Origin of the sequence: Bacillus sp. SIMBA_154, from assembly GCF_046536015.1 — a bacterium.
In the GTDB taxonomy this organism is placed as follows: Bacteria; Bacillota; Bacilli; order Bacillales; family Bacillaceae; genus Bacillus; species Bacillus pumilus_P.
Genome location: NZ_JAWJBV010000017.1, coordinates 38,248 through 54,971, shown reverse-complemented (window position 1 = coordinate 54,971; position 16,724 = coordinate 38,248). Strand labels below are relative to the sequence as shown.

At 36.3% G+C, this 16,724-nt stretch carries 22 protein-coding genes and 1 pseudogene; all 23 read left to right on the top strand.

Annotation, left to right across the window (positions count from 1 at the left end):
* Nucleotides 1–11 precede the first annotated feature (11 nt).
* The 23 genes and pseudogenes from R0K30_RS17955 (at nucleotide 12) to R0K30_RS17845 (ending at nucleotide 16,722) form a co-directional block, all read left to right on the top strand.
* Nucleotides 12–1,466 (top strand): FtsK/SpoIIIE domain-containing protein, encoded by a 1,455-nt coding sequence (locus R0K30_RS17955; protein WP_410612079.1) that lies wholly within the window; start codon nucleotides 12–14, stop codon nucleotides 1,464–1,466.
* Nucleotides 1,435–2,494: pseudogene (locus R0K30_RS17950) on the top strand (replication initiation factor domain-containing protein). Before R0K30_RS17955 ends, R0K30_RS17950 begins: the two are co-directional and overlap by 32 nt.
* Before the next feature lie 255 nt (nucleotides 2,495–2,749).
* Nucleotides 2,750–3,007 carry a DUF3850 domain-containing protein gene (locus R0K30_RS17945; RefSeq protein ID WP_410612078.1) on the top strand — a complete coding sequence of 86 codons (258 nt, stop codon included), beginning with the start codon at nucleotides 2,750–2,752 and terminating at the stop codon, nucleotides 3,005–3,007.
* A 16-nt stretch (nucleotides 3,008–3,023) separates the two neighbouring features.
* A complete protein-coding gene (locus tag R0K30_RS17940; RefSeq protein ID WP_410612076.1) occupies nucleotides 3,024–3,155 on the top strand; it encodes a hypothetical protein in 132 nt (43 codons plus the stop codon).
* A complete protein-coding gene (locus tag R0K30_RS17935; RefSeq protein WP_410612074.1) occupies nucleotides 3,152–3,505 on the top strand; it encodes a hypothetical protein in 354 nt (117 codons plus the stop codon). Before R0K30_RS17940 ends, R0K30_RS17935 begins: the two co-directional genes overlap by 4 nt.
* A 6-nt stretch (nucleotides 3,506–3,511) precedes the next feature.
* Nucleotides 3,512–3,826 (top strand): hypothetical protein, encoded by a 315-nt coding sequence (locus R0K30_RS17930; RefSeq protein WP_268496440.1) that lies wholly within the window; start codon nucleotides 3,512–3,514, stop codon nucleotides 3,824–3,826.
* 42 nt (nucleotides 3,827–3,868) lie between these two features.
* Nucleotides 3,869–4,543, top strand: coding sequence for a hypothetical protein (locus R0K30_RS17925; RefSeq protein WP_410612071.1), 675 nt, complete (start codon nucleotides 3,869–3,871; stop codon nucleotides 4,541–4,543).
* Nucleotides 4,544–4,607: 64 nt separating this feature from the next.
* Complete coding sequence (locus R0K30_RS17920; protein WP_410612069.1) at nucleotides 4,608–7,148, top strand: thioester domain-containing protein; 2,541 nt, start codon at nucleotides 4,608–4,610, stop codon at nucleotides 7,146–7,148.
* A gap of 216 nt (nucleotides 7,149–7,364) precedes the next feature.
* Nucleotides 7,365–7,604 (top strand): hypothetical protein, encoded by a 240-nt coding sequence (locus R0K30_RS17915; protein ID WP_410612067.1) that lies wholly within the window; start codon nucleotides 7,365–7,367, stop codon nucleotides 7,602–7,604.
* A 58-nt stretch (nucleotides 7,605–7,662) separates the two neighbouring features.
* The gene (locus R0K30_RS17910) at nucleotides 7,663–7,941 is read left to right on the top strand and encodes a hypothetical protein (RefSeq protein WP_410612065.1); all 279 of its coding nucleotides are present in this window, start codon (nucleotides 7,663–7,665) and stop codon (nucleotides 7,939–7,941) included.
* Between the two features lie 22 nt (nucleotides 7,942–7,963).
* Nucleotides 7,964–8,170 (top strand): hypothetical protein, encoded by a 207-nt coding sequence (locus R0K30_RS17905; RefSeq protein ID WP_410612063.1) that lies wholly within the window; start codon nucleotides 7,964–7,966, stop codon nucleotides 8,168–8,170.
* A gap of 93 nt (nucleotides 8,171–8,263) precedes the next feature.
* Nucleotides 8,264–8,548: a hypothetical protein gene (locus R0K30_RS17900; RefSeq protein ID WP_410612061.1), complete on the top strand. Its 285-nt coding sequence runs from the start codon at nucleotides 8,264–8,266 to the stop codon at nucleotides 8,546–8,548.
* A gap of 36 nt (nucleotides 8,549–8,584) precedes the next feature.
* Nucleotides 8,585–8,977 carry a hypothetical protein gene (locus R0K30_RS17895; RefSeq protein ID WP_410612059.1) on the top strand — a complete coding sequence of 131 codons (393 nt, stop codon included), beginning with the start codon at nucleotides 8,585–8,587 and terminating at the stop codon, nucleotides 8,975–8,977.
* Nucleotides 8,974–10,209 carry an ATPase, T2SS/T4P/T4SS family gene (locus tag R0K30_RS17890; RefSeq protein ID WP_410612057.1) on the top strand — a complete coding sequence of 412 codons (1,236 nt, stop codon included), beginning with the start codon at nucleotides 8,974–8,976 and terminating at the stop codon, nucleotides 10,207–10,209. The genes R0K30_RS17895 and R0K30_RS17890 overlap by 4 nt, the downstream gene beginning before the upstream one ends.
* Nucleotides 10,193–11,008, top strand: coding sequence for a hypothetical protein (locus tag R0K30_RS17885; RefSeq protein ID WP_106067413.1), 816 nt, complete (start codon nucleotides 10,193–10,195; stop codon nucleotides 11,006–11,008). The genes R0K30_RS17890 and R0K30_RS17885 overlap by 17 nt, the downstream gene beginning before the upstream one ends.
* Before the next feature lie 3 nt (nucleotides 11,009–11,011).
* Nucleotides 11,012–11,770 (top strand): hypothetical protein, encoded by a 759-nt coding sequence (locus R0K30_RS17880; protein ID WP_410612055.1) that lies wholly within the window; start codon nucleotides 11,012–11,014, stop codon nucleotides 11,768–11,770.
* On the top strand, nucleotides 11,771–12,130 hold the full coding sequence (locus tag R0K30_RS17875; RefSeq protein ID WP_410612053.1) for a hypothetical protein: 360 nt from the start codon (nucleotides 11,771–11,773) through the stop codon (nucleotides 12,128–12,130).
* A 12-nt stretch (nucleotides 12,131–12,142) separates the two neighbouring features.
* Nucleotides 12,143–12,289, top strand: a complete 147-nt coding sequence (locus R0K30_RS17870; protein WP_410612051.1) for a hypothetical protein — start codon at nucleotides 12,143–12,145, stop codon at nucleotides 12,287–12,289.
* Nucleotides 12,290–12,317: 28 nt separating this feature from the next.
* Complete coding sequence (locus R0K30_RS17865; RefSeq protein WP_410612049.1) at nucleotides 12,318–12,473, top strand: hypothetical protein; 156 nt, start codon at nucleotides 12,318–12,320, stop codon at nucleotides 12,471–12,473.
* Between the two features lie 91 nt (nucleotides 12,474–12,564).
* Nucleotides 12,565–13,536: a conjugal transfer protein gene (locus R0K30_RS17860; RefSeq protein WP_410612113.1), complete on the top strand. Its 972-nt coding sequence runs from the start codon at nucleotides 12,565–12,567 to the stop codon at nucleotides 13,534–13,536.
* 12 nt (nucleotides 13,537–13,548) lie between these two features.
* Entirely contained in the window at nucleotides 13,549–13,803 is a 255-nt protein-coding gene (locus R0K30_RS17855) for a hypothetical protein (RefSeq protein ID WP_041092938.1), read from the top strand.
* A gap of 11 nt (nucleotides 13,804–13,814) precedes the next feature.
* Nucleotides 13,815–14,318: a conjugal transfer protein gene (locus R0K30_RS17850; RefSeq protein ID WP_410612046.1), complete on the top strand. Its 504-nt coding sequence runs from the start codon at nucleotides 13,815–13,817 to the stop codon at nucleotides 14,316–14,318.
* Entirely contained in the window at nucleotides 14,245–16,722 is a 2,478-nt protein-coding gene (locus tag R0K30_RS17845; protein WP_486304021.1) for an ATP-binding protein, read from the top strand. Before R0K30_RS17850 ends, R0K30_RS17845 begins: the two co-directional genes overlap by 74 nt.
* The last annotated feature ends 2 nt before the right edge of the window (nucleotides 16,723–16,724 follow it).

The following is a 16,724-nucleotide window of genomic DNA, read 5'->3' as shown; positions in this document are numbered from 1 at the left end:
GTTAGGGGTGGATGACCATTTCTAAACTATGGAAGTATAAAGGGACAAAGATTCGTCCTAGACATAAAAATAACGTGGTGAAAACAGGTGCATTAATAAGTGTGCCTGTTTTTTTGTTGCTCATGATACTCTTTTGGAAAGATCATCTTTGGATTATATATGATAAGGGTTTAGAGGCTACATTTCAAAACTTCACCTTTAATAAGCCGTTAATTATTAAGAGTTTATTGGTGTCTCTCATAGTACCTGCGGCTTTAATTTTTGTGTGGTATTTCATCTTTCATCATAACTACAAAAAAATTTATCATAGGCAGAAAATAGCACGAATGATATTTTCTAATAAATTCTATGAGACAAAAAACGTAAAGAGTAAGGTGACTGATAGGATGGTTCAAAAAATCTCCTATTTTCCTAGGTTTTATTATAGGGTCAAGGATAATCATTATATTATTATCAAAATTGCTATGGATATGAGTCGCTTTCAACAAAGATTTATGGAATTAAACAAGGAATTTGAAAATGGGTTATTTTGTGATTTGGTCTCAACTGATATGGAAGAAGGTTATTACACCTATAAGTTGCTATTTGATGCAGGAAGAAACCGCATATCAATCGATGAAGCGGTCGTTGAAAAAGGTTCTATGACACTAATGAAACATATTAAATGGGATTTTGATTCGTTACCGCACATGCTTATTAGTGGTGGCACAGGTGGGGGGAAAACATACTTCATTCTTACCCTTGTAAAGTCTTTTGTTGCTTTTGGTGCGGATGTCCGTATATTAGACCCTAAAAATGCCGATTTAGCTGATTTAGAAGGAATTTTTGAACGGAAGGTGTTTTCTCGAAAAGGCGGTATTATGATGACTTTGAAAAATTCTGTTCAGGATATGATGCAGAGAATGGAGGATATGAAAAGTCATCCGAATTATAGAACTGGGGAAAACTATGCTTACTATGGATTTAAGCCTGTTTTTATCATATTTGATGAGTACGTGGCTTTTATGGATATGCTAGATTTTAAGGAGCGTGATAAAGCGATTCAAGATATTAAGCAAATAGTCATGCTTGGAAGACAGGCGGGCTTTTTTCTCGTTGCAGGAGCGCAACGTCCAGATGCGAAGTATTTCGCTGACGGAATAAGAGATCAGTTCAATTTCCGAATATCTTTAGGAAAGATGTTTGATACAGGTTATGGGATGCTTTTCGGTGACACAGATAAAGCATTTGTAACTAAAGATATTAAAGGAAGAGGCTATGCCTATGCAGGGTCGGACAATATTATGGAATTTTATAGCCCTTTGATACCAAAAGGTTATGATTTTATTGAAGAAATCCGACTTGCTAAGGAAGGAGCGCAGGGCGCGCAGGCGGCGACAGCCGCAAGCGACAGCGAAAGCGCCCGAAGTGACTTAGGAGGAGTGAGCGCAGCGAATGACGGGGAAAATGAAACCCCCCCACGCTAACAGGGGGGTAGTAATCGACTAAAATGAAAACAAACAACGTTGAAAATCCTTTAGTGTCAATGGTTGACTACGTAAGGGTTAGTTTTAAAACACATGATGTTGATGACATAATCGAGAATATCCTGCACATTAACAGGGATTTTATGACGGAGAAACAAACCGGCTTCTATGGTTACGTTGGTACTTGGGAAATGGATATGATTAAAGTCTTTTACAGCGCCGAAGGTGATGATAGAGGGATTTTAATAGAACTGTCTGGTAAAGGATGCAGACAGTTCGAGTCATTCTTGGAATGTCGAAAAAAGACATGGTTTGACTTCTTTCAAGAATGCCTTGAACGAAATGGTAATTTCACGAGACTAGATATTGCATTAGATGATAGAAAAACATATTTTTCTATTCCTCGCCTTTTAGGAAGGGCTCGAAGAGGTTATTGTGTTTCGAGATTCAGAAATTCAGATTATAATGGCTCTTTTGCTTTGAGTGATGGTAGTGATCGTGGTACTACAATCTATTTTGGTTCTAAAAAGTCCGATGCTTATATGTGTTTTTATCAGAAAGGATTTGAGCAAGCGGCTAAATATAATATTCCAGATGATGAAGTTGAGAATTGGAACAGGTATGAAATTCGATTAAAGAACGAAAGGGCAAAAAGTGCTGTTAATGCTTTGATTAAAGATAGAAACATGACTTATATAGCGTTAGCTGTAATTTCAAATTATGTCCGTTTTGTTAATCCAGATGAAATGGTTGATCGAGAAAGTTGGAAAACAAGTAAATTTTGGGAGAAATTTATAGGTGATGTTGAGAAGTTGCAACTTTATACGAAACCTCAAACTGACTTTTATGAGAAGTCTAGAAATTGGCTAAAGAATAGCTGTGCGCCAACTATGCGAATGGTGTTAGAGGTTGATAAAGCTACGGGGTCAAACGATCTTTCAGATATGGTTATTAATGCTGAAATGGATAAAAAGCATGAAACTATGCTTGATGTTTACTTGGCTAATATTGCTGACATGGTGGTTTAAAACATATTGCTAATGCTATTAAACACAGGTGGTGCGTATGTGGCTTGTGTCAACGGTACCGGAACGTAGTGAGGATAAGGAGTTGAAACAATCAGCGCCCCCAAACCCTTTTAATGTCTCAAAAGGTCATCACACCTTTTGAGCTGCCTACCGGCGAGGGAGTCCCCCGAAGAATCGGGGGACTAGGGGGATGAGTTCTTAAAGGATAGTCAAAAGACTGTCCTTTTTTGTTTGGATAAGAAAGGGGAGATTTTCTTGAAGGAAGGATTTCATGAATTAAAAATACTACCTCAATACTTTTGGGCTTGTAAAACAGGTCACAAATGCTTTGAAATACGAAAAAATGATAGGGACTTTAAAATGGGGGATTTGATTCAGTTACGTGAGTATAAAGATGGGGATTATACAGGAAGGTGCGTATTAGGAAGAATTAGCTTCATTACGGATTATCAGCAGCAAGGTGACTATGTTGTTTTGAATTTCAAAAGGCTTCGATTGGATGAAGCTGTGTAAGTATGGGGGGATGACTTTGGCGAGTAAATTAAACACAAAAATTCTTGTTGTTGAGTCCAATGAGCCTAACTATAAAAACATTGCTGAGGCAGTTTTAGTTTTAACAAAGGACATTGATCTTTCTATTGAGAAGGATGAAGCCGTATGAAGTATGAAGGGTATCAAAAATTCTCTTATATTTGCTTTTCAATATTAGTTCCGATACTTTCTTTGTTGATTAGCTTATATCTTTTAGTGGCGGTTTTAGCTTCTTTTCTTTATGTTCAACAAAGTGATTTGATGAATGCATTAGGAATAACTATTTTTGTGTTTGGTCCTATATGTGTGATCTTTACGCATATATATCATTATGTGAAAAAAGATAGTTTGCTTAAAAGATTAATTAGGAAAATGTGCGATTTAGAAATGTCTTTCTTCTATATCGTTGGCATGTTTCTATTAGTTTTTTTACTCCTGCATAATGGAATTGCTTTTGTTGTTGACTGGTGGAATAGGTGAGCCATCATGAGCCAATGGAAAGGGTTAGATCATAGACTATTTAATTTGGGTTTTATGGTAGGTGTTCCTTCTAAGGTTTATGTAAGGCAGATAAGTAGAGAATGGTTTTTAGTGGTTGAGGGAGAGCGAATAAAAGGTTATTCAGAATATCGTTATTCATTTTACAAAACGAAATTTATGGATGACGGACGAATGACCAGTACAAAGATATTCATTGATAAAAGTAGTGTTCGACAGGTATATAATAAAGTGCTAAATCACATCAATTATTTGGAAAAAACTCAAAATTTTGATGTAAAAAAACCACAAAAAATGGTATAATTGTATTAAGAATAAAACGAAAAGAGAAAGGTCGGGGAGACTATGAAAGCGAAAAAAGTTGTAATTAGTCTAGGGTTGGCGGGCGTATTAGTTGGTGGAACTATTTGGGGTTTCTCTGCTGCTAATGCAAAGCAGGAGACACAAGATAAACAGCAACCAAAAACAACTATTGTAAAAGAAACAAAGGCAGAAACTAAGAAACTTAAACCGAAAAAAGAAAAAGTGAAGAAGAAGGAAGTAAAAGAGGTAAAAGAAGTTAAGGAGAAAAAGCCTAAAAAGGTAAAGAAAGTCGAAAAACAGCAAAAGCAGGTCGTTAGTGATCAGCAGCAGCCGCAACAAAAAGAAAGAATTGTTGCTTCTGGTGAAACAAAAAAGACTAACAATAGCAGCGTTAGTAAAGCGCCAGTAGTGAAGAAAGAACAACCAAAGGTTTATAGAAATACAACTGGTTCTTCCAGTCCTTCAAAAAGTCATGTTCAGCCAAAAAAGAAATACGTGAGTAATGGCGGTTCAAATCAAAGTAAATCCAGTGCGCCTAAAAAATCAACTGCTGTTCCTAAAAAGTCTCCTTCTGGTGGAACATCTGCAACAGGAAAAAGAACTGATGGCGGAGACATTAAGAACCATGGGGGTGACCGTTCGGGAAGAACTTATAACGAGTACACTGTAGATGCAAATGATTTAGATGGTGTTCCGTGGGATGAACTGAATAAATAAATTTTCATGGAAAGGTATCTTTTATAAGATGCCTTTTTATTATGAGGAAAAGTGAGGTGTCATGATGAATAAAAATTCGCCAGTCTGGAGTAATAAATATCTGGCGGTTATACTACTTTTACTTGTTTGCGCACTATTACCTCAAAACAATTCATTAAAGACTAATGTGGGAATAGAGAGTTTTGGTGTTAATAGCGAAGGCTTCTTGGAATTGAATGGTGAAGTTCTTTATATGTTAGTTGATGGTAAGCGTGAAAAGGCTACGATGGAAGGGTTGATTAAAAAGGGTGACGCCGATCAAGTCCTTTTAGTGGAAAGTGATATACAAACCGAAAATAGTTTTGTACCTAGGCTATTTTCATTCTTGAAGCCAATTTCAGCAAGAGCGGCAGATGTAAGGATAGAATATAAAGGTGCTATTTCCTTTCGTGGTTCAGTTGTCGGGGATTTTAGGGTGAATGGTTTGCAAGCTTTTTGTTTTCAACACTCTAAGCAGTCACCTCCTACTGGTTCTAAATATAAAGAAGCAACGCCATATGATAATGCGAAGGTGCAAAGGGCTTTGTATTATGGTTGGGGTGGAGAGGAAAACATCTTTAAGAATAAGAATGAAGGGATTGTTACTACTTCATTAATTCTGGATAGGATATATTCAGGTGGAGATTCCGGCAAAAATTTACCTAAATATGATAAGCTTTGGGACTTAGTGGTGAATGGTGAAAGTCTAAATTCAGATGTTGATTTTAGTCTTAAAAATCTGTCGGTTAGTGTTAAGGGTAATAAACAAATCTCCCAATCTACTACTTTAAAGGCGATTAAGAAAAATAGTGTAGAGTTGAATATTCCCAAGGGAATAACAATGGTGAATGAGACTACAGGTAAAAAGGTGACTGGTGGTAAAGCACGTGTCTTTGGTGGTGAAAAAATTCACTTAGAAGCAGGTCTGGATAAAGCCTTGGCTTACACTACTGGAAAGTTAAAGAGTGATATGAAAACGTTTCAGCCTATGATTACAAAGCCGCAAGGTGGGAATACACAGGTTTTAGGTTTTATTAAAGTTTGGGATGATCCTGTCAAGTACACTTCTCTTTCAGCAAAATTTGAAGTGCGCCAGAAGAAAATCAATGTGCAGCACATTGATAAATATTCTGGAGAAGTTTTGGAAAAGGAGAGTTACACAAGAAACATAGGTTCGGCGTATTCATTTGCGCCTAAAGCGTCTATCACTAAAGGAAAAGAAAAATTCATCCCTGTTGATCGGAAGGAGAAAGCAGGGACATTGGGCAACAAAGATGTGACGATCAAGTTTTATTACAATTTGGAGCGATCTATAATTGTAAATTATTTTGATGATCGCACAGGTGAAAAGATAAAAGAATCTAAGAAGTACAAAAAGGTGCGTGGTAAAAAGTATACCGAAAAACATCCCACAATTAAGGATGGTGAATACACGTATCGTTATGTAAAGACAACAGGAGACAAAGAAAATGGAACGATTGGCGGTAAGAATATCGTTATCAATTATCATTATGATAAGCCATTGGCAAAGTTATCATTTGATAAGCTGCAAATTTATACAGCGCAATGGGAAAAGGGTCTTCCTGTCAAAGTGTATCTATCAAAAGAATTGAATTACAAGTCTAGCTTGAAAGATATGGATGACAAAAAAATCACAGTGGGGCTATATCGAGACACGACAAAGGTCACGTCAAAAACGTATACCGTAAAAGAATTGCCTAAGAAGATTGATATGAAAATCCCTTCGAAGTATTTGAAGGTTAATGACAAGGCTCTTTACACTTTGAAATTCACAAACTTCAACAAAAATGATTTTAAAATTGATGCTGCTGCATCCGAATTAAGTACGGATGGATATGCAGCAAGCGAAAAAACGATTAAAGCAAGTTCATCTAAAGGAAAGGAACTGTCCTATAAGGGTGTTGTCATGACAGAGAAAACACCCACAACAGGAAAAGTCTATTATGAAAGACTGGCTTTTCCATTGAAGAAAATTGAAAAGAAGAAAACAGGCTATGGATTCATGAGGGAAATTGATCTTCACTATGAAAATGAAATTGGCGGCAGTATTAAGCCATCATTTGACTTTGAAGTTCCCACACGTTTAGTCGATAGTTATTTGGTGTACACAAAAAAAGGCGATCGTTCAATGATCCCTATGGAACAGACATCATCCGCCAACAAGAAGCAAGGTGAAACGTCAGTCTATGACCTTGTGTATGAGCTTCCTCATATCAATGTGGAACGACACACAGGCAACCTGTTTAGTGATGATCAAGTAGAAAGCAAAGACAAAAGAATTTCGTATGATCTGGTAGATGGCGGTCGTAAATTCTATACTCCAATTTGGTCAGACTTGGGGAAATACGAAACGAAAATCAAGTCAAAGCCAATGGGTGTAAATTTAATAAAGACAGAAGTCACCGAACAATTGGAGCTTTATGCGTCCATGTATGCTCACATGGATTCAAAGACGATAGATCAGGATGAAGTGTTGCTCAAACCTGTTTATGCTGACAATCCATTTCCTAATGGTCTGCCAGAAGGATGGACTAAAAAGGATTTAGATTGGGTTATGTCTCGTTAAACTCTAACCACTATTAAACACAGGTGAAGCGAATATTGCTTGTGTCAACGGTACCGGAACGTAGTGAGGATAAGGAGTTGAAACAATCAGCGCCCCCCCAAACCCTTTTAATGTCTCAAAAGGTCACCACACCTTTTGAGCTGCCTACCGGCGAGGGAGTCCCCCATGAGTGGGGGAATAGGGGGATGATTATTTGTAGAAATTGGGTGTTTATGATTGGATAAATTAATAAAAATGACTGAAATAGTTAGTGCTTTTCTTTGGATTACAAGTTATTTCTTATGGTCATTTGGTTTTTTTGTGATTTTGTTTCATTCTGTGTTGGAAAAAGATTATGTTTCTGCATTCGCTAGTCAATTTCTTTTTGCTATTCTAACAAGCGGTTGTGTGGTTATTTTTTACAAAGACGTTATATTAAAAAAGAAACAGCAAACAGAATGTAATCTAAATGAATGATTTAAAAGGATAGTCAAAAGACTGTCCTTTTTTGTTTCTAAAAAAAGGAGGAATAAGAATGTTAAATATATTATTGGAAAACCCTACGCACTTTGATGAAGATTTGGCGGATATTGAAAAGAGAGCAGGTAATTTAAATGAAAGTATCTGGTTGGAAGTGGGCCAACAAATAATGTTTTCTAAAATCATTGATGAAAGCATTACGGTTCATAAGAAAATTATGTTGGAAGGTAAAGAAAGTAATCTGAAAGTAGATTTCCAAGTTAAGCCTCCAGAAGACAGGGGCGAAGAAATGTATGTTGGTGTCATCTATTCTGGTCATGAAGTCCAAAATTAATTTTTAAAGGGAGGAAACAACATTGATTTTACATTTTGCTAATGGTTTGCAATTTGCACAAGCTCTATCGGAAATTGAAAAAAAGGCTAGAATTGCATGGGAAAGCATCTGGTTAGAAGCGACAGATCGGATGAGGTCTACAAGGGTTGAAGAACTATTTGGAACAATTTCCGTTCAAAAGAAAATTGAAATGCATGATAAAGAATATATTTTGGAAGTGGATTTTTAGGTTCTGCTTCCAGAAACAAGAGACGGAGAAACATATATAGACGTCTTATATACTGGCTTTGAGTTGCAAAACTAAAGAAAGGAGAATAACAAAATGTCATTTGTTTTTGAAAACATATCTACTTTTCAAAAAGAGCTGCAAAGGGTTGGTTCTCAATCGCCTAGTGGCTCTTTTTTGAGAGCTTTACGAGAGAATGTTGCAAGTGGGGCTGAATCATTTGAGGTTGAGGGCAATTTGGAGGAAGGAGAAGACTCTTATATTTTGCGAGTCTTCTTTACAATTAATGGACCGACTCAAGAAATCGGAACGCCTATAGCTGCTTTACCTGTTTGTCGCTTTGATTGTCTTTGGTTAGAAAAGAAAGAAAGGGTGGATTGATCTGAACTATTATTTCATTGAAAGGAGGGAGGGGATTTGAAGGAATTACCCCTAAAAATGATCATACTGGTGTTTTCAGTATTTGTTGTTGGTATTCTAGTCTATTACTATACGACTGATTATAGGCAACATAGCATTATAAGCTCAATGAACGAATCTGCAAGCATAGCAAGCCTTAAAAATGTGGATCAAAGCATCCGTACTGAAGAAGGAAGAGTTGAATTATCGGAAAGGGCTTTTGAATTGAATTTTGAAAGCTCGTTAAAAGAAAAATCCAACGTGAATCTAGGGAAGACAACTTTCGATTATAAGTATCTAAAAGATGCAGACGGAAAGATGAAAGCTGTAAAAATTGCTTTGACCGATGGAAAAAAGAAAACCTATCGGACAACATTAGTTGTCGATAGACCGAAAGGGGAACGTAAATGAATAATGCTGCGGTAGATGAACGAAAACAATTGGTGGTTAAGGTGAGGACACATCTGAGACGAAACTATCCATCTGAATTGCTGAAAGCTTTTGTTGATGTTGGAGCTAGAAGGAAGATCAGTGAAAAAGTCAAAAATGATTTTTCTGCTCTTAATCAAGATGAAGTTTCTTATGTCGTAAGTGAAATCGTAGGTTTAGGCATCATTGAAACGATTGTTAAAGAATATGAAGATGTAACGGATATATCTTTTAATGGCACGCACCTTGAAGTTGAAACGATTAGGGGAATGCATAGACATGGAGAAATGGATGAAAAAGATATTGTTAAGATTATCAAAAAATTTGCGAATGCTGTTGGAGAAGAATTTTCTCCAAAGTCTCCAATTATGGATGCAACCTATTCTAATTTGCGCTTGAATGCGGTTCATAAGGACATAGCACAATATGGTACTACAATTGCATTACGCATTGTAGAGCCAAGATTGGCGCTTCGTAAAGATAACTTTGATGCGTTTGCTCCTATGGATATTTTTAACTTGTTTGAAGCGATAATAGCATCAAAATCGAATGTGACTATCAGTGGTCCGACTGGTACAGGAAAAACAGAACTTCAAAAATTGTTACTATCACATGTGCCTTATAAAGAGAAGGTAATAATGATTGAAGATACGCCTGAAAGTCATGTGAAAATCTTATACCCTGAAAAAAATATTAAGTCATGGATAACTAATTCTTCTGTAAGTATTGAGGATTTGGTGAAAGCGGCTTTAAGAAATAACCCTACATGGTTACTTGTATCCGAAACTAGGGGACAGGAAGCCTATGAAATGATGCAAGGGATTTTAACTGGTCACAAAATTATTACCACGCTGCACGCTGTGAATGCACGTGCCATTAAATCAAGATACATTAATATGATGAAAATGGGTTATCAGATAAATGAAACATCCATGTTGGAAGACTTGAGCAAAAATTTAGGGTTTGGAGCGCATATTGAGAAAACAGAAGAAGATGACGGCTCTACTAGAAGGTATCAACAAGAAATCGTGGAGTTTTTGCCTAATGGCGAAACCTTGACGGTTTTTAGGTGTGACTTAACTAATGATGGACATAAGTATCACTATGGAGAGTTAAGTGATCTTTTCTTCAAACGAATGATGGAAAGAAAAGTTCCTTTGGAACTTCAAGAGCAGATTAAAGCAAGGTGGGGGGTTTATGAAACCATTTCGTAAGAAAAAGCTGTATAGATTAGATGAAATTCATGCTATGTCCCAAGCGTTTGGGCAACCAATGAAAGGGGTGGCGTATGCAAAATTCGCTTTGATTCCATTTCTTTGCTTTGGTGGATTTTCATATCTCTTCTTTCATTATTTGTGGGTGGCTTTGATTTGCGGCTTTATTGGCAGCTTGTATGGTTGGTTCTTTTTATTGCAGAAGCAAGTAAAAAATGATTACGAAAAGGATGCCCTCTATGAAAGAAACAGATTCTTAAATAACATCACGCAAATGCTAACCAATGAGAACATGACATTAATAGAAGCGTTCTCTATATCTTCTGGTTATGCAGAAGGGGAGTTGAAAAAAAAGCTCATTGACTTACGGACTGTTTTGGTTGATGGGTCTGAAACAGAAATAATTGAGGCTTTTCGTGAATTGAGGGATTTTTATAAAAGTGATGTGCAATTCGATCAGTATCTAGAACAATTGGCTATTATGTTTGTAGAAGGACGTACACCTATAAAGTCTCTGAAAGATACTAAAGATCATCACAATCAAATTCTAATTAAGCAGGATAAATTTATTCAGTTGAAAAAAGCCCGTAAACGGGATTTTAATACAATGATCTTTTATTCTGTTGGGTTTATTGCTGCTTTAATGTTTTCGTTTACCTTGCAAAAATTCATCGACATTTATGCACATACTCCCTTTGGAATGATTACAAGTTCCTTGTATCTGTTGATCATCTTTGGAATCTATCACTCTTTTAACAAAAAATTCTTTGACGATGCCATAACGGAGGTGAAAATTTAAAACATGAAAAGTAAAAAGAAGAAACGCAATTCAGACGGTCGATCTAAGACGGTCTTTTCTTTTTGGGAAAAAATCGCAGAAAGCGATTTAAAGGACATGATTGACTACTTAAACGAAACCAATATTAAAACTTTCCAAAAGAAGCGTTTATTTAAGGCGGGCATATTTTTGCTGTTGGGTATTCCTGTATTCGCTTTGAAACCATTCCTACCTTTGGTGTTTTTGGGTCTTGCTGCTGCTGTATATTACTTGGAGTATATGAAGGTTAAATCAAAATATAATGTTGCTCGCTTTCAAAAAGAGCTAGTCTTCATAAAGTTTTCTAAAGAGATTTATATTTATCTATTAGAAAACAAAACAACGATCTATAAGGCGTTTGAGAAGATGGGGGAGAGAGTGGAGGAAGGCTTTTTAAAAGGGGCTTTACGAGACCTGTTGATAGACCTGCATGAGCGTCCCGATGATGTTCAACCATTTATTGATTTTGCCAAAAGAACGAGTGGCAGCGATAGGTCAAAGCTCTTTATGATAACGCTCTTTGAGTATCATCAAAATTCAAATGACGATACGATCATTTACCAGCTTGGAAAGATGACAAGCGAACAATCCTTTATGGTGGTAGACGACATTATAGAGTTTAAACATAGCAAGTTCTTTAACTATCCAATGAAATTAACATTGCCTGTAATTGGTGTAGTGCTTGTCTTTTTTATCTCGCTTCTGGTGGATAGTATCATGTCTATGCAATTTGGGGGCGGTTAAATGATAGATGGATTATTGATGACACCTTTAAAAATCTATATTGCGTGCATGTCAGTCATATTGATCTTGGATGTAGCGGGTTTTTGTATTCGAATGAATCAGACTAATGATTTCAAACAACAAGTTAACTATCAAATTGAGAGAAATGGAGGGTTGAATTCAAATGCACTTAAGGAAATTGAGAAGAAGAATAAAGAAGCGTATGGGGGCACTTTTCAAATTCAAAGTGATTCTTTGAATAAGACATTACCTTATGGGAGCGAGGTCTCTTATAAAATTAGCACAACTTATAATTTTCAGCTTCGAGATCATAAAGAAGTGATCGAAGTAAGAGGAGGTGCGCTGTCTTTAATTAGGTAAGGGGGGAGGTAAATGGGTGGTCATATCATTAGAATCGGAATGCTTTCCGTTTGGATTGGCATTTTAGGTTTATGTCTTTCTATGTTTGGAAGCCATTACCCTGCTTTTAAAACAGGTATTCAAGTAATGGTGGATCGTATTACAGAAGGAATGTATTAAAAAAAGATAATTAAAGGAGAAATGAAAAATGATATCACAACATACTACGGAAATTGGTTATGGAGCAATAGCGGCGGTGTTAATTGCGGTCGCTTTGGGAGCATTAAAAGCTTTCTTCCCAGAATTTTTTGATGATGTATTAGGCATGGCGAAGGATATGTTTTTAGGTGTTTTTAAGAAGTAATACTGTTTAGGGCAAGTCTTTCGGGGCTTGCTCTTAATTTTTTAAAAAAGGAGGGTGAAACTTGAAGAAGGAAAAGAAACATGGTGGTAAGATGGCCATTCGAAACAACTCATTATTATCAGCTTTTAAGAAGAAGCTGAAAGAGGTTAAAAAACCAGAAAAAAAGCCAAAATCAATTCCAAAAGATCGTTCAAAAATCATTGCTGTCGGAGTATGGTCTATGATTGGAGCGCTTGTCTTTTTTGCTTTCATTTCTGTGCTGCTGTCTATTAGCACAAGATCAGCTTTAAATGATATTGAAAGACAGCAAACGCAAAACAGTAAGCAAAAAGAAGAAGTGTCTATTGTGGCAGGGGAACGTTTTTTGTCGGGTTTCGTAACTGAATATATCAACGTAAAAAATGATAATGATGCTATTGAACAGCGTCATAAAAAATTAATGGCTTATCTTGCTAAAGAAAGCGATGAAACAGAACAAGAAACTTTGTTTGATATCTCTGGCGCACAAGGTGATCGAGTTTTAAATAATTACACTCTTTACAATGTGAAACAGGAGAAAGAAGAAACTTTATTTCAATACGAAATCGAGTATTCAAACATTGTAAAGGTGAAAAAGAAGGAACATGAAATTAAAAAACAAGCATTACTGAACATTCCAGTGAAAAACAAGGGAGACCAATTTGCAGTTAGCGGCACTCCCTATATTTCGGAAATATATGATCTCAAAGGCAATATTGATATTACCAAAGAAGATCGTGAGGAATATGACGGAGATCAAACAGCAGCCATAAAAGAATTTGTGAATACGTTTTTTCGGAAATACGCCGAAGAAACAAAGGACGATATGTCATATGTCATGAAAACACCAGAGACTTTAAATGGTCATCTGGTATTTGGTGATGTCGAAAACGTCAGTATTTACAAAAACGGTGATGGTTTTGAAATATCTTCTGTGATCATTTTCAAAGAAAAAGAAACAAACATACCAGTGAAAGAGCGTTTCACTTTGTTCGTTACAAAAAATACCGGTCAGTATTATGTAAACAAACTAAAACATCAATAAGGAGTGGGATACATGGAATTTTTAGATTTTCTTGTATTGGGAGCTAAAACAGATTTACCAACATTGGGCGGTGTCCAAAGTTGGGGTAAACAGGTTGTTACACAATTTATATTCATTGTTGCTATGCTCTTGATTTCAAAACACCTCATGAAACTAAGTGTGGGAAAAATGGTTGGTGTATTAATCACTACAAGTGCTGGCGTATGGGTGGTTCAAAACTGGTCTACAGTTACTGGATGGGTTGGTGCGCTGCTTAAAAAGTTATAAGAGGTGATAGTGTGTCGAGATTTGTTTTTAACTATAGAAAAGCGATGCGTGAGCCTAAAAAAATACAAAGGATAACGGAAAATTATAGTTTACCTTTTTCTATAGAGTTGATCCCAATGATCAACTATTTTATTTTTGTCGCAATTAGTTTCGGGTTTTTCATTGGCGTGAGAAGAATTTTTCCTCATGCCTTTGAAAATACTTTCGTGATCGTGATCTTTGGTATTCCACTAGGTTTAACAATTCTAATAACCAAGATTAAACCAGAAGGGAAAAATATCTATTTATATTTTTTGGGGCTGCTGAAATACTTCGTCATGATTAAGTTGCCTAAGAAGAGATATTGTAATGATAAAGTTATGGGTTTTTCAAATGATCAAGAAATAAAATTCAAGTCTTTAGTAAAGGTGGTGCGAAAGAATGGTGAGTCTGAAAACACCAATGAAAACCCTATTAAACAACATGATCTTGACGAGAACGGGAGACGTTTGGGCGTATTATCGAATAAAGAGTAGTTCCATTCCATCTAGAAATGAACATGAGATAGAAGAATATAAAGACAGATGGACTTCTTTTTATGAGGAGATAACGGATTATGAAGATTTCCACTTGATGATGTACCCTAGTAGATTTGATTTGGAAGGTCGTTTAAACGTTCTGAAAAAGGATATACATGAGGATGCTTTAGAAGTAGCTTCATACTATATGGGGGAAACTGTGAGTGTGATGCAGCAACGCTTAGGAAGATTGACAAGACCCGACTTCATCATTGGAATTAAGCTAAATAAGACATTGCTTAGTTTGGATGCTGATATTAAAGACAACGTTCTTTCAATGTTTAATACGGCGACCGATACAGTGGTGAATATGCTGGGGTGGGAACAAGATGTATCATCCCAATTTTTTGAACAATATAAAGAGATTGAGGATGATTTGGCTAGTACGGTTACATCTGTGTTTGGAGAGAGATTGAAAGAGACCGAGCTTAGATATATCAATCGTTATCACTTTGTTAGAGGACTTTATCACGACGTTGAGGAAGAAAGCCAAAATGGAGATATTCATTCAATTACAAACACTGTTATAGACCCAACAATTCCAGGCTCTTTAAAACTCGTTAGTGATCAAGATGAGGGGCATATTTCAATGATTGTTGTTGACGAATTTCTAGACAATATGGCAAACAGTAACCTATTTTATGAGGTTCAGTCTTTGCCTTTTCCAGTAGAAGTAGAAGTAAAGGCAAAAGTAGAAAGTAAGTCTATGACAAAGACAGCTTTAAATATTAAGCATCAGCAATTGAGGGAAGAACAAAACGAAAAGTATAGCGTTGGTGACGAAAGCGATCAGTCAACAATGACAAGTGCATTTCTTGTGAAAGACCTTCAAAACAAGATTAAGAAAGAAGAAGTGTCTCTAATCAATTGGCTTGCTGTTGTGATCGTTGACGGACGCACTAAAAAAGAATGCGCTGAAAAGGCTCGTCTGGTTGTTCGGCATTTAAAAGGGGCAGGAATTAAATGTAGGATTCCAATTGCTGATCAACTGTCACTTTTTTATAAAATGTTGCCAGCTGAAAAGTTAGATTTGATGGATAAAAATTGGTTACAAAAAACAACACAAAATGGATTGGCTGAATGTTTATTAGGTGTTGATTCTTTCGTTGGTTCAAAGATTGGCTTCTTTTTAGGATGGGGTGATAGATTTGACAAACATACTGACTTAGAAAGCGCAATTCGATCAAGTCGTGATTTTGTTCTTTATCATCCGTTTTTAGCAAACCAACAAATAAAAGGCTCTAAAACCAGATCGCCACATTGCCTAATAACAGGCGATACGGGGAATGGGAAGTCTTTCCTTGCGAAACTACTGTACACATATATTTCCTTCATGGATATAAAATCATTATACATCGACCCTAAAAAAGAAATGAGAAAGTGGATTACGAAAGTTATAAATAATCCGCAAACACGTAAAAACTTTCCTTTGTATATTGATCATTTGAAAAAGTATCATTTCATCACGCTTGATCATGAACAAGAGGAGAACTGGGGCGCATTAGACCCAATTTCTTTCATGCCGCCAAGTAAAGCGAAAGACTTGTTAGAAGTTATATTCGAGCAGATTTATGATTTTAAAGGGAAAGATGATGTGAGCACTGCTTTTTTGAGAGCAATTACAAAAGTTCTAGAAATGAAAGAGCAGGGTGAACAAGTTGGATCGCTGCATGTCATTTATGAGATGCAAAAGCATAAAGAAGAGCCTGTGAGAAAAGCAGGAGACTTTCTTTATGAGTCTGTTAAAGACTCTATCATGAAGTTGCTAGTTCATGATGGTTCTAATCCTTCCCTGTCTTTAAAAGAGCGAATCACAATTTTAGAAGTTGAGAACATGGACTTACCAGACTTTGGGGAGCGTATAGAAAATTTCACGAAGTCACAATTAAAATCAAGTGCGGTCATGTTTGCGCTTGGTAAGTTTTGCGAGCTTTTTGGAATGAATGCAGAAGAAAAAACAACGGAATTTATTGATGAAGCATGGATATTTACAGCTTCACCACAGGGTAAAAAAGTAGAGCGTCAAATGAGACGTATTGGGCGTTCTTACAACAATGCTGAATTCTTTATTTCTCAATCAACTAAAGACGCACTGCATGAGGATGACACAGGAAACTTTGGTGTAGCATTCGCCTTTGATGAACCCAATGAAAGGGAGGAAGTTCTCCGTTGGATGAATCTTGAACCGAGTGAGGAAAATAAAAAAATGCTTGAATCCATGTTCCAAGGTCAGTGCTTATTCAAGGACATTTATGGCCGTACGGCTAAAATTTCCATTGAATGCCTGTTTGATGAATGGATGGGGGCTTTTGAAACAATTAACAAAAGTGAAGTGGCATATGCAGAAGAACAATACTTGTAAGA